Annotated in this window: 21 protein-coding genes; 15 read left to right on the top strand and 6 right to left on the bottom strand. The window is 66.5% G+C overall.

Translation table 11 applies throughout. The features are described from left to right. Positions 1–55 precede the first annotated feature (55 nt). The 5 genes from EV668_RS00865 to EV668_RS00885 all read right to left on the bottom strand — a co-directional run bounded on the left by EV668_RS00865 (position 56) and on the right by EV668_RS00885 (position 5,668). Entirely contained in the window at positions 56–1,288 is a 1,233-nt protein-coding gene (locus tag EV668_RS00865) for an extracellular catalytic domain type 1 short-chain-length polyhydroxyalkanoate depolymerase (protein ID WP_133769916.1), read from the bottom strand. Between the two features lie 82 nt (positions 1,289–1,370). Next, positions 1,371–1,787, bottom strand: a complete 417-nt coding sequence (locus EV668_RS00870; RefSeq protein ID WP_133767977.1) for a CopG family transcriptional regulator — start codon at positions 1,785–1,787, stop codon at positions 1,371–1,373. Positions 1,788–2,058: 271 nt separating this feature from the next. Further along, a complete protein-coding gene (locus EV668_RS00875) occupies positions 2,059–3,312 on the bottom strand; it encodes an NADH:flavin oxidoreductase/NADH oxidase (RefSeq protein ID WP_133767978.1) in 1,254 nt (417 codons plus the stop codon). Then, positions 3,309–4,745: an NAD-dependent succinate-semialdehyde dehydrogenase gene (locus EV668_RS00880; RefSeq protein ID WP_133767979.1), complete on the bottom strand. Its 1,437-nt coding sequence runs from the start codon at positions 4,743–4,745 to the stop codon at positions 3,309–3,311. The genes EV668_RS00875 and EV668_RS00880 overlap by 4 nt, the downstream gene beginning before the upstream one ends. 152 nt (positions 4,746–4,897) lie before the next feature. Then, positions 4,898–5,668 (bottom strand): GntR family transcriptional regulator, encoded by a 771-nt coding sequence (locus tag EV668_RS00885; protein ID WP_133767980.1) that lies wholly within the window; start codon positions 5,666–5,668, stop codon positions 4,898–4,900. Between the two features lie 288 nt (positions 5,669–5,956). On the opposite strand from EV668_RS00885, the gene EV668_RS00890 reads away from it, so the two are divergent. From EV668_RS00890 to EV668_RS00955, 14 genes are all read left to right on the top strand, one after another. Beyond that, entirely contained in the window at positions 5,957–8,029 is a 2,073-nt protein-coding gene (locus EV668_RS00890; protein WP_133767981.1) for a hydantoinase/oxoprolinase family protein, read from the top strand. Continuing rightward, complete coding sequence (locus EV668_RS00895) at positions 8,029–9,723, top strand: hydantoinase B/oxoprolinase family protein (RefSeq protein ID WP_133767982.1); 1,695 nt, start codon at positions 8,029–8,031, stop codon at positions 9,721–9,723. The genes EV668_RS00890 and EV668_RS00895 overlap by 1 nt, the downstream gene beginning before the upstream one ends. Positions 9,724–9,738: 15 nt before the next feature. Further along, positions 9,739–11,406 (top strand): class I adenylate-forming enzyme family protein, encoded by a 1,668-nt coding sequence (locus tag EV668_RS00900; RefSeq protein ID WP_133767983.1) that lies wholly within the window; start codon positions 9,739–9,741, stop codon positions 11,404–11,406. Continuing rightward, positions 11,403–12,404, top strand: a complete 1,002-nt coding sequence (locus EV668_RS00905; RefSeq protein ID WP_133767984.1) for a zinc-binding dehydrogenase — start codon at positions 11,403–11,405, stop codon at positions 12,402–12,404. Before EV668_RS00900 ends, EV668_RS00905 begins: the two co-directional genes overlap by 4 nt. Then, a complete protein-coding gene (locus tag EV668_RS00910; RefSeq protein ID WP_133767985.1) occupies positions 12,401–12,850 on the top strand; it encodes a PaaI family thioesterase in 450 nt (149 codons plus the stop codon). Before EV668_RS00905 ends, EV668_RS00910 begins: the two co-directional genes overlap by 4 nt. Before the next feature lie 273 nt (positions 12,851–13,123). Beyond that, complete coding sequence (gene dctP, locus EV668_RS00915) at positions 13,124–14,221, top strand: TRAP transporter substrate-binding protein DctP (protein ID WP_166652299.1); 1,098 nt, start codon at positions 13,124–13,126, stop codon at positions 14,219–14,221. 119 nt (positions 14,222–14,340) lie between these two features. Continuing rightward, a complete protein-coding gene (locus EV668_RS00920; RefSeq protein WP_166652300.1) occupies positions 14,341–14,850 on the top strand; it encodes a TRAP transporter small permease in 510 nt (169 codons plus the stop codon). A gap of 27 nt (positions 14,851–14,877) precedes the next feature. Continuing rightward, positions 14,878–16,179 carry a TRAP transporter large permease gene (locus EV668_RS00925; protein WP_133767988.1) on the top strand — a complete coding sequence of 434 codons (1,302 nt, stop codon included), beginning with the start codon at positions 14,878–14,880 and terminating at the stop codon, positions 16,177–16,179. A gap of 181 nt (positions 16,180–16,360) precedes the next feature. Next, the gene (locus EV668_RS00930; RefSeq protein WP_133767989.1) at positions 16,361–17,815 is read left to right on the top strand and encodes a short-chain fatty acid transporter; all 1,455 of its coding nucleotides are present in this window, start codon (positions 16,361–16,363) and stop codon (positions 17,813–17,815) included. 34 nt (positions 17,816–17,849) lie between these two features. Continuing rightward, positions 17,850–18,470 (top strand): flavin reductase family protein, encoded by a 621-nt coding sequence (locus EV668_RS00935; protein ID WP_133767990.1) that lies wholly within the window; start codon positions 17,850–17,852, stop codon positions 18,468–18,470. A gap of 96 nt (positions 18,471–18,566) precedes the next feature. Further along, positions 18,567–19,652 carry an ABC transporter ATP-binding protein gene (locus EV668_RS00940; RefSeq protein ID WP_133767991.1) on the top strand — a complete coding sequence of 362 codons (1,086 nt, stop codon included), beginning with the start codon at positions 18,567–18,569 and terminating at the stop codon, positions 19,650–19,652. A 20-nt stretch (positions 19,653–19,672) separates the two neighbouring features. After that, positions 19,673–20,725, top strand: coding sequence for a polyamine ABC transporter substrate-binding protein (locus EV668_RS00945; protein ID WP_245512750.1), 1,053 nt, complete (start codon positions 19,673–19,675; stop codon positions 20,723–20,725). Beyond that, entirely contained in the window at positions 20,722–21,996 is a 1,275-nt protein-coding gene (locus EV668_RS00950) for an ABC transporter permease (RefSeq protein ID WP_245512751.1), read from the top strand. Before EV668_RS00945 ends, EV668_RS00950 begins: the two co-directional genes overlap by 4 nt. An 11-nt stretch (positions 21,997–22,007) precedes the next feature. Beyond that, complete coding sequence (locus EV668_RS00955) at positions 22,008–22,856, top strand: ABC transporter permease (RefSeq protein ID WP_425359605.1); 849 nt, start codon at positions 22,008–22,010, stop codon at positions 22,854–22,856. 33 nt (positions 22,857–22,889) lie between these two features. Here EV668_RS00955 and ald read toward each other — a convergent pair whose 3' ends face one another. After that, complete coding sequence (gene ald, locus EV668_RS00960) at positions 22,890–24,005, bottom strand: alanine dehydrogenase (RefSeq protein ID WP_133767992.1); 1,116 nt, start codon at positions 24,003–24,005, stop codon at positions 22,890–22,892. A gap of 112 nt (positions 24,006–24,117) precedes the next feature. Between ald and EV668_RS00965 the strand changes: the two genes are divergently transcribed. Continuing rightward, positions 24,118–24,603 (top strand): Lrp/AsnC family transcriptional regulator, encoded by a 486-nt coding sequence (locus tag EV668_RS00965; protein WP_133767993.1) that lies wholly within the window; start codon positions 24,118–24,120, stop codon positions 24,601–24,603. Positions 24,604–24,610 lie beyond the last annotated feature (7 nt).

The following is a 24,610-nucleotide window of genomic DNA, read 5'->3' on the forward strand; positions in this document are numbered from 1 at the left end:
CTCCGAGCCAACCAAGCAGACGGAGGCGTCCCAGCCGATCGGCGTATTCACTTCATCATGCGGCGCTGTTCGCATGCTCTGCGAAGAAGCGGAGCATCTCCCGGCTCGCATCCGGGCCTCGAGGATCGGTGTATGAACCGACCGGACTCCCGCCGGCCCAGGCGTGCCCCGCCCCTGCAAGTGAAACGTGGACGAGCCACTCCCGCCCGGACCGATCAACGTAGGCCGTCCGCGTAAAGGCCATGCCGGCCTCCGATGTCCCTCGCGAGGTGACGGCCCGAAGGTCCCCGCCGAGCTGCTGGGCGATGACCTGCTCGCCATTGACCGCGTGAACCGTCTTGTCCCTCTCGCCGTGGAAAACGATGGTCGGCATGATCGTCTTGCCGCCGCGGGGCCGGACGACTCCGCCTGTTTTCATGGCTGCGAGCGCGGATGGCAGGTCGGTCGCAGCCCCGCAGGCGAGACCGGAATGCACGCCGACGGCGGCGAAAAGGTCGGGATAGGTCGATCCCATCACGGCCGCCGCGGCGCCGCCGGCCGACATGCCGACGACGTAGACGCGAGTCGGATCGACTGCGAATTCAGCCATGACGGCCTGGGTGATGCCAGCGATAAGGGACGGCTCGCCGCGGCCGCGCTTTTGATCCTCGGCGCTGAACCACCTCCAGCAGCGCTGCGGGTTGGCTGTCGCAGATTGACCCGGATAGACGACCAGGAAGGCCTGCTCTTCGGCGAGATCGTTCATGCGCGTGCCCGCAGCGAAGTCGTCCGGAGACTGCGTGCAACCGTGCAGCATGACGACGAGCGGAACACGCCCTCCGTCGTAGCCGCTCGGGATGTAGAGCTTGTAGGCGCGCGTCCCCGCGTCGCCGGTGAAACTGCGCTCCTCGAAGCGAGCCCTGTCCGGCAGTTGCATGGGGGCTTTCGTCCGCCTGCCACCGGTCGATCCTCCAAGAGTGGGGAGGCTCTCAAAATCCGAGAGTGTCGCGCCCGCGCCGATCCGATCCAGCATGGATTGCATGGCCTCCAGAGGGCTCGTGCTCGAGGCTGCGCTGTCGTGGGTCGTGTGGTCGGGGGTGGCGAACGAGGGTGGCGTCCACGTCCCGCCGGGTTGAGTTGGTGCGACCATGTCGACGACGTCGGAGTTTGCCGAGGTCTTGTCGAGACCGCGAGATCCCTCGCTGGGCGCGCGACCGCCGGGCGCGGCTCGGCCTTGGATCAGAGCGACCGCCTCGGAGAGCTGGCCGTTTTTGGTGAGGCGTAGCACTTCGCCCATGTTGGCGTTCATCGGGTTCATGATGGTGTCCTTTTGCTCGCTCGACGCACGCTGGGATGCAGGTCGGCGCGCGAGCTGTCTGGTGAAGGGGGCGTCAGCTCATCCGGTCGCGCAGCGCGGCTTTCACCTCCGCGCTGGCCTGGAAGCTGCCGAGGACGTGGACACCCGCGATCGTCGCGCGGGCGAGATCCGGCGTGACGTCGGGCGCGATGCTGGCGAGGCCGAGAACCTGGATCTCGATGGTTTCGCCCGCCACCTGCAGCTCCTCGAGCTCCCGGCGCGTGAAGGTCCGCAAGCCGAGATCGAGGCTCTTGCGAGCCACCGACGTCCTCACCTCGCCATCGTGCCGGGAGAGCTGATTGCGGATCGCGGTCCGGATGAAGTCGGTGCGGTTCGAGTAGAAGCCGTCGCCGACGAGGAGGTCGATCTGTCCGAGATCGACGAAACCGAGATTGATCGTGATCTTCTCGCTATCGACCGCCCGCATCCGGCCACCCGCATCCCCAGTCATACCATCTCTCCACCATCCACGTGGATGGTAGATGTGGCATCGGTCGGGATTTGCAAGTGCTGTCGCGATAGAGGCGGTGACGGGCCGCTATGGCTTGTCAGGCTACACGCGTTGACGTGACGCGCTGGATCGGAGAGGCGCGAAATAAGCGGGCGATCGCGGCCTGCCCGATCCCTATCGAAAAAGGGGTACTGCGCTGATTGCGAAGTGCCCCCGATCAGGGCCTGCCTGCCTTGCGGGAGCTAAGCCGACCTCCGCCCCGGCTAGCCGCCTACGCCGTCTCGGGAGGGCTCGGGCGCGGCCATCGATAGGGGCGGTCGTCGCCGATCGCATGTGGAACCGTGGCGGCGCAATCGGCCGGGTATCCGGAGGTCGAGCGGTCCCTGCCGTTGAACCGATAGGCGTAGTCGGGGGGCGACTGGCCGTAGCGCGGCGCCGTGCCGAGGATGCGGGCGGCCTTCGCCGCCCAGGCCGGATCCTCCATGAGGCCGCGCGCGAGGGCGGCGATATCCGCATGCTCCTCGCGCAGGATGGCCTCGGCATGGTGCGGATCGGTGATCAGGCCCACCGCGACGGTCGGGATGCCGATCGCGGATCGGATCCGCGAGGCGTATCCGACGTGGTAGCCCGGAACCCTCGGGATCAGCGGGAAGGGGCTGTCCCCCTGGATGCCGCCTGATGAGCAATCGATGACGTCGACGCCCCGTTCCTTGAGTCCGGCGGCGAGGGCCAGCGTGTCGTCCATGTCCCATAGGCCGCCACGACCGTCGACGCAGGAGAGGCGCACGAATAGGGGCCGATCCGCGGGCCAGGCGGCCCTCACCGTTTCGGTGATCTCGAACAGGAACCGCATGCGGCCGTCGCGGTCTCCGCCATAGGAATCGGTGCGGCGGTTCGAGATCGGCGACAGGAACTGGTGGAGCAGGTAGCCGTGAGCCGCGTGGATCTCGCAGATGTCGAATCCGGCATCGACGGCGCGCAGTGCCGCCACGCGCCAGATCTCCCGTTGCGTCCGGATGTCGTCGATGGACATCGCGCGAGGCAGATGCGCGCCCGGGCCGGCCGGGATCGCGCTCGGGGCCGTGCCGGTCCAGGGCGCGCGCCCGTCCGCGGCATCCTCGTCCCGGAGCGGTGCCCAGTTTCGCATCGCACCGTGGCAGGAGGCTTTCCGCCCGGCATGGCCGAGCTGGATCGCGGGGGCCGCCCCGAGGCTCTTCAGGAACGTGGTGATCCGCAGGTATTGGGCGACGTGTCGATCCGTGTAGAGCCCGGCGCAATCATGCGTCTTGCGGCCGCGCTCTTCGACGGCCGTCTCGTCGCCGAAGACGATCCCGGCCCCGCCGATCGCGAATTGGCCGAGATGGACGATGTGCCAGTCCGTCGGTCCGCCCTCCACGGACCGATACTGGCACATCGGCGAGACCATCACGCGGTTGCGGATGGTCAGCCCGCGAAGCGCAAGCGGGCTGAAGAGGAGCGGCCCTTCGGCCGCTCCCTGCCGCGCGCTCGGGGCGGGGGCGGTCACGCCGCCGTCTTCACGGACACGAGTTTTGCAACGGTGTAGCAGTCGAGGCCCTCCGTTCCTCCCTCTCGTCCGTATCCGCTGTCCTTGACGCCGCCGAAGGGCGTCTCGGCGAAGGACGCGGTGAAGTGGTTGACGGCGAGGTTTCCGCATTCGATGCGGGTGCTGAGGGCCTCGATGTTGGAGGCGATGTTGGTGAAGGCATAGGCTGCGAGGCCATAGGGGAGGGAATTGGCCTTGGTGATGGCCTCGTCGAGCGTCGAGACGCGGCTGACGAGGGCGAGGGGGCCGAAGGGCTCCTCCTGCATGGCGCGGGCGCTGTCCGGGACGTCCGCGAGGACGGTCATGGGGTAGAAATAGCCCTGGTTTCCGATGCGCGCTCCGCCGGCGACGAGCCTGGCGCCCTTGTCGACCGCATCGGCGATCAGGGCGTCCATGGCCTCGATGCGGCGGAAATTGGCGAGCGCGCCGAGCGCGTTGGCGGGATCGAGGCCGTTGCCGACACTGAGGGCCGCGGCGCCGCGCCCGAACTCGTCGACGAACTGGTCGTAGATCCGCTCGTGCACGAAGAAGCGTGTGGGCGAGACGCAGACCTGCCCGGAATTGCGCGACTTGCCGATGACGGAGGCCTTGGCGGCGGCGATCGGATCGACGTCGTCACACACGATCACGGGGGCATGGCCGCCGAGTTCCATGATGACGGGCTTCATGTGCCGCCCGGCGAGTTCGGAGAGCCGCTTTCCGACCGGGACCGAACCCGTGAAGGTGACGAGGCGCACGATGGGATTGGGGATCAGGTAGTCCGAGATCTCGCTCGGGCGTCCGTAGACGAGGTTGAGGACGCCGGGGGGCAGGCCGGCATCCTGGAAGCATCGCGCCAGGAGCAGCGCTCCGGCCGGGGTTTCCTCCGAGGCCTTCAGGATGATCGAGCAGCCCGAGGCGAGGGCGCCGCCGATCTTGCGGGCGGGCGAGCTGACGGGGAAGTTCCAGGGCGAGAAGCCGGCGACGACGCCGATGGGCTCGCGGATGACCGTGAAGCGCATGCCGGCTTCGGACGGGATGACGCGGCCATAGGCGCGCCTGCCCTCGGTCGCGTCCCAATCGATGATCTCGCAGGCGCGCAGGACCTCGAGCCTCGACTGGGCGATCGGCTTGCCTTGTTCGAGGGTCATCGCCACGGCGATCTCCTCGATGCGCTCGCGGGCGATGGCGGTGGCCCGGGTCAGGATCTCCTGGCGCTTGGCGGGCGCCGTCGCGCGCCAGACGCGCAGGCCCCTCTCGGCGGCCGCGAGGGCATCGTCGAGATCGCTCTGCGTCGCCTGCGGAACATGGCCGAGGACGCTCTCGTCCGACGGGTTGACGATGGGCATCTCGCCGGCGCGGCTGCGCCATTGGCCATCGATCAGCAGCTGGATCTCGGGATAGGAGGGCGCCATAGGCTCGTGCCTCGCTCGTGTTCGTCGGGTCGCCGGGACGGTCCAAAATCCGGCCCCGGCGCTGACTTGCCCCGCGGCCCCGTCCCGATCACTGTCTAACGGTAATATGGAATACCATAATACAGCAACACCAAAACGCCTCGTTCCGCCGGTCACGCAACGCCGGAACGACGACGGGGAGACGATGCGGCGGGCGTGGATGGACTGACGCCTGCGGCGGCGTTCGATGGGGTCGGTGCATCCTGTTCCGCCGTCCCCAGCGCAGCCTCCCGGGAGTTCCTCACATGGTCTTCGGCTAATCTCTGCGCGCTCGCCGAATCGCGCAGCTTCACGGCCTCGAGCAGGCGCCGTTTTTCGATGACGCTCCTGCCGGCCCGCTGAGGGCGGGACAGGGAGATCGACCGGAGGCGTGCGAGCCGGCTCCGGTGGGACGCCAGGTAGGCCTGCATCATCCGATGCCCGGCGCCGTCGGTCAGGGCCTCGTAGAAGGCCTCGATATGCAGGATGTGCTGCTCGACGTCGCCGGCCGCCACCGCCTCGGCCATTCCGTCGACGGCGTCCTGGAGCCGCTTGATATCGGCCGGCTTCGCGCGCGTGGCGCAGAGGCGAGCCGCAAGGCCTTCCAGAGCCTCGCGAATTTCGTAGATCTGCCGCGCGTCGTCGGCGCTCACGGTGGCGACGGTCGGGCCCTTGTAGGGTGGGTTGACGATCCAGCCCTCGGCCTCCAGCTGGCGAAGGATCTCCCGGACGACGGTGCGGCTGACGCCCAGGAGATCGCAGAGCCTCCGCTCGACGAGGCGCGTTCCCGGCGCGAGCTCGCCGCCGATCACGGCCTTCCTCAGCTTCTCCAGGGCCTGCTCGCGCAGCGTCGGGGCCGATCGGTCCACGGCCAGGCTGGAGCCAAGAGATTCGAGATCGCCCATCCAGTTGCTCCGTTCAGGCCGCCGACTGCCGGACGTCAGGGCGTCGCGGCCGTCAGGGCACAATTCTTGCCCTACTTAGAACAGGTGCAATGACCCCGCCCTCGCGCGCAACCGGAAAACGAATTCAATCCTGCGCGCATTCCGCGCAGCGAAGATGCTTCGAATTCCGTCACGGCGGGATGAATTTTTTTGCTTGCGTTCCTGTCGATCCCATCGTTGTATGATGGAATACCAAAAAACGGAAGCGCAATCGCATTGCGCCGACCGAAGCTGAGGACTGTTGGGTGCATGCTCCAGATCGCATTTGATATCGGCGGGACGTTCACCGACTTCGCCGTTCGGGACAGCGAGACGGGCGCCGTCACGGTCTGGAAGGTTCCGACCACCCCGAGGGCTCCCGCCGATGCGGTCGTCAACAGTCTTCGCAAGAAAGTGAGCGAGGGCGGCCTCGTCGCGCAGGATGTCGGGGATGCGTTGCACGCGACGACGATTGCGACGAACGCGATCCTGGAGCGCAAGGGGAGCCGCTGTGCTCTCATCACCACGCGCGGCTTCCGCGATGTTCTCCCGATGGGGCGCGGCAAGCGCTACGACACCAACAACCTGCATCTCGACAAGCCTCATCCGCTCGTCCAGCGGGCCGACATCTTCGAGGTGACGGAACGTCTCGCGCCGGACGGCTCGGTCGTGACGGCGCTGGACGAGGAAGAGACGAGGGCGTTGGTCGGCCGGCTGGCGTCGGGAGGCTATCAGGCGGTCGCCGTCGTCCTGCTGCACGCCTATGCCAGCCCAGCCCACGAGCGTCGGGTGGGCGAGATCCTGCGCCAGCTCATGCCCGATTGCATGGTCTGCCTCTCCTCGGATGTCTCGCCGAAGTACCGTGAATATGAGCGAGCCTCGACGACGGTCGCAAACGCCTATGTGGCCCCGCTGGTCGACGCCTACCTGACCGCGCTGACGAGTTCGCTCCATCAGCTCGAGATCGGCGCGAGCCTGTCGATCATGCAGTCCAATGGCGGGCTGGTCTCGGCCGAGCTCGCGAAGACGGGCGCGATCCGCATCGTGGAGTCCGGACCGGCTGCCGGCGTCCTCATGTGCGCCGAGGTGGGCCGCGAGGAAGGCTTCGACCACGTCATCACCTTCGATATGGGCGGGACCACCGCCAAGCTCGGCGCGATCGACGACGGCGTTCCCGCCGTCACGCCGACTTTCGAGGTCGATGCGGTCAATTACAAGAAGGGGAGCGGACTGCCGCTCAACATCACGGCGATCGAGCTCCTGGAGATCGGCGCCGGCGGCGGCAGCATCGCGCGCTCGAAGATGGGGTTGATCACCATCGGCCCCGACAGCGCGGGCGCCGAGCCCGGCCCGGTCTGCTACGGGCGCGGCGGTACCCAGCCCACCATCACCGACGCGAACCTCGTCCTCGGCTATCTCAATCCCGGCTATTTCAACGGCGGGGCGATGAACCTCTCGGAGGGCGCCGCGGAGGCGATCGAGCGGACGATCGCGAAGCCGCTCGACCTGTCGGTCGAAGAGGCGGCCTGGGGTATCCACTCGGTTGCCAACGCCAATATGGAGCGCGCCATGCGCATCGTCTCCATCGAGCGTGGCCGCGATCCGCGCCGCTATGCGATGGTCGCTTTCGGCGGGGCGGGGCCCCTTCATGCCGCGCGCCTCGCCCGCGCTCTCGAAGTGCCGCGCCTGATCATTCCGCGCGGAGCGGGCGTCGGCTCCGCCCTCGGCCTGCTCGTCGCGAAGCAGAAGATCGATCTCGCCATGACGAGCGTTCTGCGGGTCGACGAACGGGCGCCCGCCGCCGTCGCTGCGATCTTCGCAGATCTCGAGGCGCGCGTGCGGGAGCAGGCAAGGCTCCTCAATCGCTCGGGCCGGCTCGTGATCCAGCGGAGCGCCTCGATGCATCACGTCGGACAGGGCTACGAGATCCGCGTCGACCTGCCTGAGGGCGAGATCGGCGTCGGCTATGACGAAGCCGTGCGGGCCGCCTTCTACGAAGCCTATCGGCGGGAATACGGGTACAACGACCACGAAGCGGCGATCGAGGTCACGGACTGGTACGTCATCGCGACGGTCGAGGACGGTCGCACCTCCGTCCCGATGAAGCTCGACGTCCCCGAGGCGAGCGGCAGCGCGGTGACGGGCGAGCGTCTCGCCTACTTCCCCGAAGCCGGCGGCATGGTGCCGACGAAGATCATCGACCGCTATGCCCTGCGTTCGACCGACCGGATCGTCGGTCCGGCCCTCGTCGAGGAGCGTGAATCCACCACCGTCGTGCTGCCGGGCGACACGATCGCGATCACGCCGGCCGGGAACCTCATGATCGAGATCGGAGCCGCGTGATGAACGCTCAAACCAAGGTCAGCCGCCGCGTCGAGCCCGTCACGCTGACGGTCGTCTGGAACAGCCTGGTCTCGATCGCGGACGAGATGGGCGGCGCGCTGCGCCGCACCGCCTTCTCCGAAGCCGTCCGCGAGGGCGAGGATTTCTCGACGGGCCTGTTCGACAAGGACGGCCGGCTCATCGCCCAGGGCAACTTCACGCCCGGTCATCTCGGCGCGATGCCCTACGCCGTCGCGAATGTGCTGAAATACATTCCGCCGGACCAGCTCGAGCCGGGCGATACGCTCTGCACCAACGACTCCTTCCTCGGCGGCAGCCACTTCCCGGATTTCTTCCTCGTCACGCCGGTTTTCGAGGGCGAGGAGATCATCGGCTACGTCGTGAACACGGCCCACCACGTCGATGTCGGCGGCGCCTATCCCGGGTCGGAAGCCGTCCAGGGCGTGACCGAGGCCTTCGCCGAGGGATTGCGCGTCCTGCCGGTGAAGCTCATCCACAAAGGCGAGTTCGACCAGGACATCCTGCGCATCATCCTCGGCAACGTCCGCCTGCCGGATAAGGTGCGCGGAGACCTCTTCGCCCAGCGCAACGCCAACCATGTCGGCGCCGAACGCTTCCGCAAGCTGGTTCGCGCCTATGGACGCGACGCCTTCGAGAACATCATCGAGGAGATCCTCGACCGGTCCGAGGCGCGCACGCGCGAATTGCTGGCGGCGCTGCCGCAGGGCACCTTCAGCTTCGAGGACCAGATCGACGATTACGGGCCGAATACGCCTCCGATCCGGGTCGCGGTCGACGTCACGCTCGACGAGGCCGGGGTGACGGTCGATCTCTCCCGCAGCAGCGACCAGGTCGCGGCGGGGCTCAATTGCTACATCAACTACACCCGCGCCTATGGCAGCTTCGCCATGCGCATCTTCGGCAAGATCGACGTCCCCAACAATGCGGGCGTCGAGCGCGTGATCAAGGTCGTCGCGCGCGAGGGCAGCTTCTTCAACGCGGTGTATCCGGCTCCGAGCGGTGGACGTGCCTCGGTCCAGGTCCGGATCTTCGACACGATCAACGGCGCCATGGCGAAATGCGTCCCCGAGCGGGTCATGGGTGCCTTCACCCACTGGGGCAACCCGAAGATCGGCGGCGTCGACGATTCCGGGAAGCGCTGGATCATGTACGACCTGATCTTCGGCGGCTTCGGCGGTCGCTCCGACAAGGACGGCGTCGAGGGGCTCGCGCCCGTGATGAACTGCAACAACGTGCCGATCGAGGTGCACGAGACCAACAACCCGGTGCGGATCCATCAGGTGGCGGCCATCGCGGATTCCTGCGGGGCGGGCGAGTTCCGCGGCGGTTGCGGCGTGCGCAAGGACGTCGAACTGATGTGCGACACGGCGACGGTCGTGCTGCTGGGCGACCGCCACAAGAGCCAGCCTTACGGGGTCTTCGGTGGCGGTGCGGGTGCGCTGGCTCGCACCGTGCTCGTCCGGGACGGCGAGGACATCGATCTCGGCTCGAAGGAGGTCCGGCAGCTTCGGCGGGGCGACCTGATCAGCTTCCGTCTCGCCGGTGCCGGCGGATACGGCGATCCGCGCAAGCGCTCGGCCGAGAAGATCAAGCGTGACGTCGCCGACGGGTACGTGAGCCGCGAGAAGGCCGTCGAGTTGTACGGCGCCGATCCCGCCTCCCTGACCTCCTGACAGAGGAGCCGGGCCATGATCCTGTCGACGCAAGATATCGAACGGGCCCGGTTCTTCTACGATGCGGGCTTCTGGCGGGCGGACACGATGTATGTCCACCTGCGCAAGCTGGCCGCGCAGGCTCCCGACAGGCCGTTCGTGCGCGATGCGCATCGGCGTCTGACCCGAGGGGAGGCCCTCCGCCGCGTCGATGCGATCGCTGCGGACCTGCATCGGAGCGGGCTGCGGCCGGGTGACAGGGTCTCGATCTGGCTTCCGAGCCGGGTCGAATCCGTCCTGATCCTGCTGGCTTGCTCGCGCATGGGCTACGTGGCCAACACGTCGCTCCACCGTGACTATACGACGGCCGAGATCGCGGCCTTGCTCGACAGGGCAGGCAGCCGCGCGCTGTTCGCCCAGCCCGGATACGGTGCCGATGCCGACCGGACCTCGATCGAGGCGTTTCGCGAGACGCTTCCCCGCCTGACCGCGCTGCGCTGGCTCGCGCCGTCCGGCGAGCCGCAGGACGACCTGCCGGAGGAGGAGGTCGACCTTCCCTTCAGCACTTCGCCCGACCGCGTCATGTATCTCGCCTTCACGTCCGGCACGACGGGTCTGCCGAAGGGCGTGATGCACTCGGACAACACGCTTCTGGCGAACGGGCGCGCCATCACGCTGGACTGGCGCTTCGACGAGGCGACGGTCGTCTACACGCTGAGCCCCATGAGCCACAACATGGGAACCGTCGCGCTCGTCACGGTCCTGACCTGCGGCGGAGAACTCGTCGTCCATGCGCCGGCCGATTCCGATACGACGCTCCGGCGCGTGGTCGAGACCGGCGCGACCTATCTCGTCGGCGTGCCGACCCATGCGATCGATCTCCTGGTCGCGGCCGAACGGGCGGGTCTTCAGCGGCTGGGCCGCGTGGCCGCCTTCCAGCTCGCCGGATCGGCCATCCCGTCCGAGGTGGCCGAGCGGCTGATCGGGCTCGGCGTGACGCCGCAGAATACCTTCGGGATGACCGAGAACTGCTCGTTCCAGTACACCCGCCCCGACGATCCCCGAGACGTGATCGTCAATTCCTGCGGCCGCTCCTGCGACGGGTTCGAGCTGACGATCTGGTCGCAGGAGGATCCGAACCGCGAAGTCGAACAGGGCGAGATCGGCGAGCTCGGCGGACGCGGCGCCTGCCTGATGCTGGGCTATTTCGACGATCAGAAAGCGACGGAATCCTCGTTCAACATCCACGGCTGGTTCATGACGGGCGATCTCGGGCGCCTGGACGCCGAGGGCAACGTCCAGATCGTCGGGCGCAAGAAGGACCTGATCATCCGCGGTGGACACAACCTGCACCCGGCCCGGATCGAGGACCTCGCCATGCGCCACCCGGCCGTCCTGAAGACGGCGGTCTTCCCGGTCCCGGATCCGCGTCTTGGTGAGAAGGCCTGCATCGCGATCGTCATGCGGGATGATGCCCGTATCGACCCTGACGAGCTCCTGGCTCATCTCGATCGGGAGGGTTTGTCCCGATACGACATGCCCGAATACTTCATGGCCATGACCTCGCTGCCAGTGACGGCAAGCGGCAAGGTCCTCAAGCGCGCCCTCGTCGAAATGGTTCGGGCAGGCGATATCGCGCCGCTTCCGATCCGCTGGCGGGGACCGGCACCTCAGACCAAGAACGATGAAGGGGATGTGACGTGAAGGCAGCAGTCATCGAGCGCCAGGGCGGGATCGAGAACATCGTCTATCGGGAGTTTCCGGATCCCGAGCTGCGGCCGAACGATGTCCGGATCAAGGTCCACGCCGCCGGCCTCAATCACTTCGACATCTTCGTTCGCCGCGGCATGCCGGGCTGGCCCGTCCCGATGCCGTTCATCTCGGGTGGCGACATCGCCGGCGAGATCGTCGAACTCGGTCCCGAGGCCAAGGGTTGGTCCGTCGGTCAGCGCGTCATCGTCCATCCCGAACAGCCGGACGGCATGATGGGCGAGGTCATCAATGGTGGGTTCTGCGAGTATTGCCGCGTTCCCGACGACTATCTCATCGCGCTCGACGACCGCCTGAGCCATGTCGAAGGCGCCAGCATCCCGGTCAATTACGGGACGACCTACCGGATGCTCGTCACGAACGGCAATGTTCAGGCCGGCGACCTCGTTCTTGTCCTCGGTGCCAGCGGCGGCGTGGGGACCGCCACGGTTCAGGTCGCGAAGGCGATGGGCTGCACGGTGATCGCCTGCGCCGGCACCGACGAGAAATGTGCACGGCTCAAGGAGCTCGGAGCGGATCACACGATCAATTACGCGACGCAGGATTTCTCGCGCGAGGCGTGGCGCATCAGCGGCAAGAAGGGCGTCGACGTCTGCGTGAACTTCACCGGCGGCGACACCTGGGTGCCCTCGATCAAGGCCCTGACGCATCACGGCAAGCTTCTGACCTGTGGCGCGACGGCGGGCTTCGATCCCAAGGAAGACATCCGGTACATCTGGCAGCGCGAACTGCGGATCATCGGCTCGAACAGCTACAGCCTCGAGGACATCCGCCAGGGCATGGTGGACGTCGCCGAGGGCCGGTTCGCTCTGCCGGAGATCAAGACCTTTCCCCTCTCGAAGCTCGGAGAGGCGGAGGCGCTGATGGAGTCGCGCGACTTCTTCGGCAAGATCGTGCTCGTGCCGGATGCGATCCTGGAGGGGGCCTCGTGAGCCAGAACGCGCGCGAGGCGGACACGGCGCTTCTCGAACCGCTCGATCGATTGCGGTTCGAACTCGACCATCCCCCTTTTCACCAGTTCCTGCGACCCGAGCCCGTCAGCGTCGACGCGGAAGCCGGCTCGGTGGTCATCCGACTGCCGTTCCGTCCGGAATTCGCCCGGATCCCTGACCGGCCCGATTATCACGGTGGCGTGATCGCCGCCTTCATCGACATCACGGCCCATGCCGCCGCAGCCGTGAAGGCGGGACGCATGGCCCCGACGGTCGATCTTCGCATCGACTACATGCGCGTCGCCTCCGGGTCGGCCCTGATCGGGCGGGGCACGGTCCAGCGCATGGGGCGGACCCTAGCGGTGGTCGATGTCGAGATCACGACGGAAGGAGACGGGCGTCAGATCGCCCTTGGCCGCGGGGTGCTCAGCGTCCGATCAGACTGATGTATTGCCAGGCGTATTCCGCCGTCATTGTAATCGTGCCGAAGTCCCGTTCATGATCAAGGTGTGATACGAAAGGGATTGCGCCTATCGGCCGTGTGTATTTGGCGGAATATTATGCTTCCATAAAAAGAGGAGAGGACAGCTATGAGCCGATTCCTGAAATGCTTTGTTTCGTTCGCGTCAGCTCAAGGGTCGCAGTCCTGCGATCGTCGTGGGCCTGAGGCGCCCAGCGTGCGGATGAGCGCGGCCGATACCAGCAAGAGGGCTGAACCGATGGGACTGCTTCGTCGAAACAGGTGGGCCAGGGCAGCCACGGCCGTGCTCGCCGCAGGGCTTGCGACGGTGACGGTCCAAGCGGCCTCCGCCCAGCAGGTCAAGCTCCGCGGGGCCCACATCTTTCCCGCGAACTTCGTGCAGAGCGGCGTCAACCTCGAAGACTGGGCCAAGCGCCTCAAGGAGAAGTCCGGAGGTCGCATCGACTTCGAGATCATCCACGGCGGAGCGCTGCTCACCCAGGCGGACCATCTCGAAGGCCTTGCGGCAAATCTCGTCGACTTCGCAAGCTTCTACCCGATCTACTATCCGGGCGAGTTCCTGGTCGAGGGAGCCCTGACGAACATCATCGATATCTGGTCGGACAAGGTGCCGGATATCCGTGGCGTGGGCCTCATCCATGCGCAGTTGCACAAGGAGTTCCCGCAGTTCCGCGCGGAGTATGAGCGGCGGAAGATGCACATGGCAGTGCCTCTGCCGGCCGATCCCTACGTGATCGCCTGCAAGACCGAGGCGAAGTCGATGGCCGACCTCAAGAACCGCAAGATGCGGACGTTCGGTCGCTATTTCCCGGTTCTGCAACGGGCTCTCGGCGTGCAGCCGGTCACGGTGCCGGGGCCCGAAGCCTATCAGGCGCTGTCCACGGGCGTGATCGACTGCGTCTACTCGACGCCCGACTGGATCGTCGCGAACTCCCTCCAGGAGGTCGCACCCTACACGCTGATCCCGTCGCCCGGCGAGGCACGGCCCCAGATGGCGGCGACGTCCGTCATCGCGATGAACATGAACAGCTACAAGAAGCTTCCGCCTGACCTCCGGACGATCGTGGACGAGGTCTCGGCCGAGATGAACGACAAGATCGCGTCGTCCATGCAGGCCGTCTACGACGGAGCGGTCAAGAAGCTGGGCTCGAACCCGAAGGGCGCCCTTCATCACATGTCGGCCGAGGACATGAAGGCATGGGCCGCCGCGACGCCGAACCAGGTCGATCAGGCCGCCGCCGATCTCGAGGCGAGGAAGTATCCGGGGAAGGCGATCATTGCTCGCTACCGGGAATTGGCCGCCGCCTATGCGGCTGGAACCTGGCCGGCGAAGTAACGCGAAGGGGCGGCGCGTAGATGCCGCCCCTTCACCTTCCGCCGCCGGCGAACGATCGACATCTTCCACCACTTCTTCGGGCGCAGGAGCCACCAGCGATGCGAACTATCGAACGGATCGTGTCCCATATCTCATGGGGGCTGGCCGTCGCCGCGACGATCTCGATCTTCGTGATCATCGGCCTCATCATGGCTGACGTCGTGACGCGCCTGTTCGGAATCTCCCTCCCCGGCATCATCGAACTCGTCCGCACCTCCTTCGTCGTGAGCGTCTTCTTCGCCTTCGCGTATGTCATCGTGACGGAGCGCGAGATCCGGGTCGACGTGCTCCGCTACGTGGTGCCGACATTTCTGCTCCGCTACCTGGACGTGGCGGCCGCGCTGATCACGTTCGTCTTCTTCGGCTTCATGGCCTGGCTGGCGTGGGTCAGCCTCCACGATGCGTTGACGTTCGGCATCTTCATGGATGGGGAACTGCTCCTTCCGATGTGGCTGCCCTGGGCGACCATCGTGATCGGCTCGGTCGCAGCCATGGTCGCCGCCGCCTGTCTCGCGGTCCGCGCCTGGACGAGCCCGGTCCACAAACCCGATCCGACACAGGTTTCCGCGGCCGCGCGGCAAGTGGTCTGACGCGCAGAACCCCCAGAGGACATCGTCATGGATAAGGCCACGATCATCACGCTCGTCTTGGGCGGAAGCTTCGCCGCGCTGTTCCTGGGGGCGCCGGTAGGCCCTCTGCTCGCCTTCGGCGCGATGGCGGGGCTGTTTCTCCTGACGGGCAGCTTCGAGGCCGCGACCAGCCTGCTCCTGGCGGCCGGTTTCGATGTCTCCTCGTCCTTCGGCTACATCGTCATTCCGATGTTCATCATGATGGGGGCCGTCGCCGCCCAGACGGGGATCGTCAACGACTTGTTCGACGCGGCCTACAAGCTCGTCGGGCGCGTCGCGGGCGGGCTCGCCGTCGCGACCTGCTGCGCCTCGGCGGCCTTCGGCGCCGTGACCGGGTCGAGCATTTCCGCGGCCTCCGCCATGACGAAGGTCGCTCTGCCGCAGATGCAGAAATACGGCTACTCGACGCGGCTGAGCGCCGGCATCATCGCCGTGTCCGGCACGCTCGCGATGATGATCCCGCCAAGCCTGATGATGGTGTTCTATGGCATCATCGCCCAGCAATCGATCGGCAAGCTTCTGATTTCAGGCGTGCTGCCCGGATTGTTCACGGTGCTCGTGTATTCCGTGATCATCCTGGTGCGCGCCAAGCTCAATCCGTCGATCGCCCCCGCAGGGCCGCGCTTCCCCGTGAGCGAGATCGTGCGCTCCTCGGTCAAGGCGAGCCCGTTTCTGCTCGTCCTCGCAGCTCTCATGGGCGGATTGCTGCTGGGCGTGTGGACGCCGAACGAGGCCTCCGCGGGAGGCGTCGTGGTCGTCATCCTGATCGGCCTCGCCAAGCGCAGCCTGAGCTTCCAGCGACTGTTCCATGCGGGTGTCGATTCCATCGTCACCTCGGCGGCGGTCCTGGTCCTCGTGATGGGCAGCATCCTGTTCGGCAAGTTCCTCGCGCTCAGCGGCATCACCTCCGGCCTGACGACGATGACGGAGAACGCCCAGTTGAGCTCGTTTCAGCTGTTTCTCCTGCTGGTCGCGGTCTACCTCGTCCTCGGGACCTTCCTCGAGGGGATCAGCATCCTCGCCCTGACGGTGCCGATCGTCCTTCCGATCATCCTGAAGGCCGGATGGGACCCGATCTGGTTCGGCGTGATCCTGATCAAGCTGATCGAAATCGGTGCCGTCACGCCGCCGGTCGGATTGAACATCTTCGCCGTGAAGGGCGCGGCCCCAGAGTTGAAGAGCAGCGACATCATCATGGGCGCCGTGCCGTTCTGGATCTCGGAGATCTTCATTCTCTTCGTGCTGTACTTCGCGCCAAGCATTGCACTCTTCCTGCCGAGCCTGATGTAGGCTCGTCGGCCGATGTCGGCAGCGATCGGCCGGGCAGCTTGCTGTTCCGATCGCGCCGGCGGCCCGCTCTGGACGAGAAGGTCGGTCCCCGGATTCGCGATCCCGATCTTGTATTATGGTATGCCATTTGCCTGTGGCCTTGGGCTCCGCTTCCAGGAGCCCCAAATTAGAGTCGCCGAACATGTCGCGCACTTCCCTCGAGCAACCAGCCGGTCCGGCTGCGGCGAAGCCAGGCCGCATGGTCAGGGTCGCGCTCGCTTTCACCGGCTGGGCGGAACGCTGGTTCCCGGACGCCTTCGTCTTCGCGGCCGCCGCCGTCGTCATCACGGCGCTGGCGGCCCTGGCGGTCGGTGCTCCCCCGGCCGCGGTCGCCAAATCCTTCGGTGACGGCTTCTGGAGCCTCATTCCCTTTACGATGCAGATGGCGATGCTCGCGGTCGGCGGCTATGTCGTCGCGACCTCGCCACTCGCTTCGCGCGCGATCGATCAGGTGGCGCGCTGGCCCGGCAATGGTCGTGCGGCGGTCGGGATCATCGCGGCCTTCAGCCTCAGTCTCTCGCTCGTGAACTGGGGCATCAGCCTGATGTTCAGCGCCCTGCTCGCGCGGGCGATGGCGCGGCGCCGAGACCTCGACATGGATTACCGCGCCGCCGGCGCCGCTTCGATCCTCGGCATCGGCGCGACCTGGGCGCTCGGCCTCAGCTCGTCCGCAGCGCAGATCCAGGCGAATGCCGGGAGCCTGCCCAAATCGATCTACAACATCGGCGGCGTCATCCCGTTCGAACAGACGATCTTCACCTGGCAGTCGGGCCTGATGGCTGCGATCCTGCTCGTGATCTCGATCGTGATCGCACTCTATTCGGCCCCCGGGGGGCGGGATGCGATGACGGCGGAGAAGATGGGGATCGAGATCGAGGAGCCGGAGAAGAAGACGATCGAACGTCCGACGACGCCGAGCGGCTGGATGGAGCATAATCCGGCCGTGATCGTATTCCTCGTCGTGCTTGCCGGAGGCTGGTTGGTCCAGGAATTCGCGACCAAGAACGCGATCCTCGCGATCTCGAACCTCAACACCTACAATCTGCTCTTTCTCGCGCTCGGGATGCTGCTGCATTGGCGCCCGCGCCAGTTCGTCGACGCCGTCAACAAGGCCGTCCCCGCAACGGCTGGCGTTCTCATCCAGTTTCCGCTCTACGGTGCGGTCGCGGCGATCATGACATCGGCCAAGAGCGCGAGCGGTGCGAGCGTCTCGGACGTGATCGCGACCTGGTTCGTCAAGATCGCGACGGTCGAGACCTTCCCCGTCGTGATGGGGATATACTCTGCGGTGCTAGGGCTCTTCATCCCGTCCGGCGGCGGCAAGTGGATCATCGAGGCGCCCTACGTTCTTCAGGCGGCGGTCAATCTGCAATCCAATCTCGGCTGGGCCGTCCAGGCCTATAACGCGGCCGAAGCCCTGCCCGCGCTGATCAACCCCTTCTGGATGCTGCCGGCTCTCGGCATCATGGGCCTGAAGGCGCGCGATGTGGTCGGCTTCAGCTTCCTTCAGATGATCATTCACGCACCGGTCGTGATGTTCCTGCTGTGGTTGCTGGGGAAGACGTTCGAGTATACGCCGCCGATCTTCCTGCCCTAGGAATCGTCCCTGTTTCTACGCGTCTGAGGTCCTCATGTTCTTCGATCCCGTCAAGAATGATCACGGGCTTCCCCGCGATCCGTTCAAGGCCTGCATCGTTCCGCGTCCCATCGGCTGGATCAGCACCATCTCGGGGGAAGGGGTCGAGAATCTCGCCCCCTACAGCTTCTTCAACGCGGTGTCGGAATGGCCGCGGATGGTGATGGTCTGCGTGAACGGCGTCCAGCCGGGCGGGCGGGAGAAGGACACCTCGGCCAATCTCGCCGAGGTGCCGGAATTCGTCGTGAACATGTCGAACTGGCATCTGCGCGAGCAGATGAATATCAGTTGCGCTCCGGTGGGTCCCGAAATCGACGAGTTCGATTTTGCCAAGGTCGCTCGCGCTCCGGCGCGCCTCGTGCGCCCGTCGCTCGTCGTCGGGGCCGGGATCAGTCTCGAATGCACGGTCGACAGGATCATCGATCTGCCGACCCATCCGGACGGCGGCCGCAACGCGCTCATCCTCGGCAATGTGGTCGGCATCCATATCGACGAGGCCGTCATGACCGAGGGGCGGGTCGACATCGCCAAGCTGCGTCCGATCGCGCGCCTGGGCTATTCCGAATACGCTGTCATCGGCCCCGACAACGTCTTCCCGATGCGCAGACCGGATTGAGGCTCGGCGAGGCGGCCGGCCTTGCGCCGGCCGGGATACGACCCTACCGACGACTGAAAAGGCGAGACCGTTATGTGTACGCCTGGGGGGACGTGAGTGAGCGGTGGTAACGCGACGCATGTCGAGTTCAAGGACGTCTGCAAGACGTATGACGGGCGTACGCTCGCCGTCTCGCATCTCGACCTCACGGTGGCCTCCGGCGAATTCGTGACCTTTCTCGGCCCGTCCGGTTCGGGGAAGACGACCTCGCTCATGATGCTGGCGGGGTTCGAGACGGAGACGAGCGGCGAGATCCTCATCGCGGGTCGGTCCATGAGCCGGGTTGCGCCGCATCGGCGCAATATCGGCATGGTCTTTCAGAACTACGCCCTGTTCCCGCACATGACGGTGGCGGAAAACATCGCCTTCCCGCTATCCGTGCGCGGGGTGCCGGCGGCCGAGCAGGCCTCGCGCGTCGGCCGCGTGCTGGAGCGGGTGCGGCTCGGAGCCTACGGCGCGCGGCGCCCCTCCGAACTGTCGGGCGGACAGCAGCAGCGCGTGGCGCTGGCGCGGGCGCTCGTCTTCGATCCCGTCTTGATTCTGATGGATGAGCCGCTCGGCGCGCTCGACAAGCAACTGCGCGATCAGTTGCAGCTCGAGATCAAGCATCTGCATGCGGAACTCGGCGTGACCATCATCTACGTCACGCATGATCAGTCCGAGGCTCTGACGATGTCGGATCGCGTCGCGGTGTTCAACGACGGCAGCATCCAGCAGATCGCATCGCCGTCGCATCTGTATCGCTTCCCGGCGACGCCGTTCGTCGCGGGTTTCGTCGGAGAGAACAATCAATTCAGCTGCACCGTCACGGCCGTCGAGGGCGACACCTGGACGCTTGCGAGCCCGGCGGGCGACCCTCTCCGCGCTGTCGGGATCGGCTCCTGCGAGGTGGGTCGGTCGGTGCCCGTATCGGTCCGGCCCGAACATCTGATCGTGCGGCCGCGCGACGACATGCGCATGATCGACGCACGGCTGGAGGAGGCGATCTATCACGGCGACCATACGCGCCTTCGGTTCCGGACGGGCTGGGGCGACGTCGTGACGGCCAAGGTCATGCGGCCCGACGAACTCGGTCCGCTTCCGATCGGAGAATCCATGCCGCTCGGGTGGCGCCCTGAGGATTGCCGGGCTTTCGCGGCCTAGACGCGAGGAGAGAGGAAACCATGCGAGTAGGGATCATCACCACATGCGCGCTGTCGGTCCTGGCGGCGGTGGCCGTGATGCGGCCGGGCGAGGCATCGGCGCGCGACCTCACCGTCGCGGCTTGGGGCGGTTCGTCCCAGGCGGCGCAGAAGAAGCTCTACTACGCGCCCTTCTCGGCCAAGACCGGAACGCGGATCGTGGAGGATTCCTGGTCGGGCGGCATCGGCATCTTGCGGACGAAGGTCCAGGGCGGCAACGCCAACTGGGACCTCGTCCAAGTCGAGGCGGATGAGCTCAATCTCGGCTGCGAGGAGGGCCTGTTCGAGAAGCTCGACTGGACAGCCCTCGGGGGCCGCGAGCGCTTCGTGCCCGGAGCCGCGCATGAATGCGGTGTCGGCTCGGTCGTCTGGACGACGGGGCTCGTCTACGATGCGAACCGCTTCAAGGACGGCCCCAAGAACTGGGTCGATTTCTGGGATCTCAAGCGCTTTCCGGGCAAGCGCGCCCTGCGCAAGGGGCCAAAATACACGCTCGAAGCCGCGCTGATGGCGGACGGCGTCGAGCCTAAGGACGTCTACAAGGTCCTGCGTACACCGGCGGGCGTCGATCGTGCCTTCAAGAAGCTCGACGAGATCAAGAAGGATGTCGTCTGGTGGACAGCGGGGGCTCAGGGGCCTCAACTGCTCGCCTCCGGCGAGGTGGCGCTGGCGAACATCTATGCCAGCCGCGCGCTGTCGGCGAACCGCTCCGACGGCAGGAACTTCAAGGTCGTCTGGAACCAGAGCGTCTATGCGATCGACTATTTCGTCATCCTGAAGGGAAGTCCCAATCGCGCCAAGGCGGTGGAACTGCTGAGCTTCATGACCCAGCCGGAGGTGCAGAAGGACTTTCCGGGCGAAGCGAACCAGGGCATCACCACGATCGCGGCCAACAAACAGGTTCCGAAGGCGGTGTCGGCCAATCTGCCGACCGATCCGGAGAACGAGGCCGTGGCCCTCGCGCTCGACGTGGATTTCTGGGTCGATAACGTCGACCAGCTCACGCAGCGCTTCAACGCCTGGGCGTCGCGGTGACCGCAGGAGCGGTGACGACGGCGCGGGCCGCTCCTGGCGGTCCGGCGCATCGACCGCTCGACGCCTCGCTCGGCGCGCAACTGCGCCGGGCGGATCGCGGCCGGCAGATCCGGGCTCTCCTGCTCGTCGCGCCGCTGCTGCTGTTTCTTTTCGTCAACTTCGCATTGCCGCTCGTTCTCATGCTCGCGAAGAGCATCGACGGCCGCGAGGAGGCCCGCGCGCTCGCCCGCACGGGCGCAGCGCTCGCCTCCTGGGACGGGCGCTCGGCGGTGCCAGACGCCGCTGCGAAGGCGCTCGTCGCCGATCTCGGCGACCTGCGGGGCACACCCGCGCTGAGCATGGTGGCCAACCGCCTGAACTACGACGTCAACGGGATGCGGTCCCTCGTGCTCAAGACCGCGCGACGCCTTCCTCCTTCCGGGGACGCAACGCTTGCGGCGCTCGGCTCGATCGATCCGCTGTGGCAGCGTCCGGAGCAGTGGGCCGCGGTGTTGCGGGCAACGGACCGGATCACGTCTTTCCATGTTCTGGCGGCCGTCGACGCGCGGCGCGATCCGGCCGGCGGCATCACGATGCTGCCGCCACAGCAGGGCGTGATGCGCGAGATCTTCCTGCGCACCTTCTGGATCGCGAGCGTCGTCACGCTTGCCTGCATCGTGCTCGGCTACCCCGTCGCCTACCTGATCGCCTCGGCGACGCCCGGCTGGGCTTCGGTCATGATGATGGCCGTGCTGTTGCCCTTCTGGACGTCGCTGCTCGTGCGGACCTCGGCCTGGGTGGTGCTGCTTCAGACGAACGGGATCGTGAACAAGGGTCTCCAGGGCCTCGGCCTCACCTCCGCACCGGTTCCGCTCGTGTTCAACCGCACGGGCGCCTATATCGCGCTCATCCACGTTCTCCTGCCTTTCATGATCCTGCCGATCTACAGCATCATGAAGAGCGTGAAGCCCGATTACGTGCGTGCTGCGGTCTCCCTCGGAGCATCGCCCGTGACGGCGTTCCGCCGTGTCTATCTCCCGCTCACGTTGCCGGGCCTTGCGAGCGGCACGCTGCTGGTCTTCGTCTCCGCGTTGGGCTTCTACATCACGCCTGCCCTCATCGGGGGCGCCGGAGATCAGATGATCGGCTTCTTCATCGCGTACTACATCAACGACACGGTGAATTGGGGCATGGCGGCCGCGCTCGGAGGGCTTCTCCTGCTGTCGACCGCCGTCGTCTTCCTCGTCTACACGTGGCTGGCGGGCTCCTCGTCGCCGGCCTGGCGGAGTTGAGCGCGGTGTCGCTGGCGAGAAACGGGCGAAACGCGGCGTCTCTGCCCCAGCGCGCCTTCACCATCGGCCTGCACACCTTCGGCTGGGGGGTACTCCTCTTTCTGGTGCTGCCTCTGCTCGTCGTGGTCCCGCTCTCCTTCAATGCGGGATCCTTCCTCACCTATCCGCTCTCGGGCATCTCCGGGCGCTGGTACGCGGACCTCGCCGCATCGCCGTCCTGGTCGAAGGCGTTCCGCAACTCCTTCTTCGTCGGGATCATCACGACCGTGCTCGCGACGGGGCTCGGCACGGCGGCGGCGCTCGGGATCAAGCGTCTCGGCGCCGGCCGCGCGAAATGGATCTCCCTCGTCATCCTGTCGCCGATCATCGTTCCGGTCGTCATCACCGCCGTCGGCGTCTACTTCCTCTATGCACCCTTCGGCCTCGTCAGCAGCTTCACCGGACTGATCCTGGCTCACACCGTGCTGGCGGCTCCGTTCGTCGTCATCACGGTCGCGGCGACCCTCGACGGTTTCGATCCGAACCTGCTGCGGGCGGCGGCGAGTTGCGGGGCCTCTCCCTTCGTCGCCTTTCGACGCGTCATGCTGCCTCTGATCATGCCGGGCGTCGTCTCCGGAGCGATCTTCGCGTTCGCGATCTCCTTCGACGATATCGTGATGGCGCTGTTCCTCGCCGGCCCCGAGCAACGCACTCTCCCCGTCCAGATGTTCAACGGCGTGCGCGAGGAGATCAGCCCGACGATCACCGCCGCGGCGACGCTGCTCGTGGTCCTGGCGGTGATCCTCCTCGGGATCGTCGAGTATCTGCGCAAGCGTAGCCGCAGGCTCGGGATCGCCGCGGCGGATGCCGGGCAGCATTGAGCGCGCTGCCCGGCAATGGTCGGAGGCCCCCTCTCAGGCCGCGATGGCGTCCCGCGGATCGACGAAGGGCAGGCCGAGGCTGTCGGCGACCGCGGCGTTCGTGATCCGTCCTTCGTGGACGTTCAGCCCCCGCAGCAGGTGGGCATCGGCCTCGAGCGCGCGCAGACCATTCCGCGCCAGGGCGAGGCCGAAGGGCAGCGTCGCGTTGTTCAGCGCATGGCTCGAGGTCAGCGGCACGGCGCCGGGCATGTTGGCGACGCAATAGTGGATCACGCCGTCGATCTCGTAGGTCGGCGCGTCGTGCGTGGTGGCGTGCGAGGTCTCGAAGCAGCCTCCCTGATCGATCGCGACGTCGACGAGGACAGCGCCGCGTTTCATGCTCCCGAGGGCCGCCCGCGTGACGAGCTTCGGCGCGGCCGCTCCGGGCACCAGCACGGCGCCCACCACCACGTCGGCCTCGGCGATCTCCTGGTCGATCGATGCCACGGTCGAGTAGCGCGTGCGGGCGCGGCCGCCGAGCAACTCGTCGAGTTCCCGCAGGCGCGGGATCGAGCGATCGAGGATGGAGACCTCGGCGCCGAGCCCCAGGGCCATGCGTGCGGCGTGGGTGCCGACGACGCCGCCGCCGATCACGACGACCCGTGCCGGCCTGACGCCGGGAACGCCGCCGAGAAGCAGGCCGCGTCCGCCGTTGAAGCGGCGCAAGGCGGTTCCGGCGGCCTCGATGGCGAGACGGCCCGCGACTTCGCTCATCGGGGCGAGAAGTGGCAGATGGCCCCGCTCGTCCGTGACGGTCTCGTAGGCGATCGCGGTGCAGCCGGAGGCCAGGAGGCCCTTGGTCTGTTCCGGATCGGGGGCGAGATGGAGGTAGGTGAACAGGATCTGGCCCTGCCGAAGGCGCGCCCATTCCTCGGGCTGAGGTTCCTTGACCTTCACGATCATCTGCGCCTGCGCGAAGACGGTGGCGGCATCCGGTGCGATCGTGGCGCCGGCGCGACGGTAATCCTCGTCGCCGCTGCCGATGCCCGCGCCGGCGCCGGTTTCGATCACGACCTCATGCCCAGCCGCCACATATTCGCGAACCGAGTCGGGCGTCAGGCCGACCCGGTATTCATGCGGTTTGATTTCTTTGGGGACACCAATCAGCATCGTAAGCCTCGCCTTATGAACGTCATGACTCTAGTCTCGTCGGCGTGACGCGTTCCGGCAAAGTATCGCTCATGGACTTCACTTGCGGCCGAAAGCGGCGCAAAGGTGCTCGATGACGCAGGATTCCGTCGGCCTCGATCGTCTCGACCGCGCCATTCTCCGAGAGCTGCTGCGGGACGCCCGGATCAGTCATGTCGCCCTGGGTCAGCGGATCGGCCTTTCGCCGACCTCCTGCGCAAGGCGCATCAAGATCCTGGAGGACGCCGGGATCGTCGCGGGGCATCAAGCCGTCCTCGACCCGAAACGGCTCGGCCTCTCGACGACCGTGATCGTCCGGATCAGCCTTCAGAGCCAGGCGGACGAAGCCCTCGATGCGTTCGAACGGGCGATTGCCGCCTGCTCCTGCGTGGCGCGCTGCCTGCTCATGTCCGGGACGGACGATTACCTCGTCACCGTGCTCGCCCGGGACATCGAGGATTTCGAGGATATCCACCGGAGGCAGCTGTCGCGTCTTCCGGGTGTCGCCCGTATCCAGTCGAGCTTCGCGATCCGGGAGGTGATCAACCGCCCGGTGCCTCCCTCGGCCGTCGGGGCGTGAGGATCCC

Origin of the sequence: Enterovirga rhinocerotis (assembly GCF_004363955.1) — a bacterium.
In the GTDB taxonomy this organism is placed as follows: Bacteria; Pseudomonadota; Alphaproteobacteria; order Rhizobiales; family Beijerinckiaceae; genus Enterovirga; species Enterovirga rhinocerotis.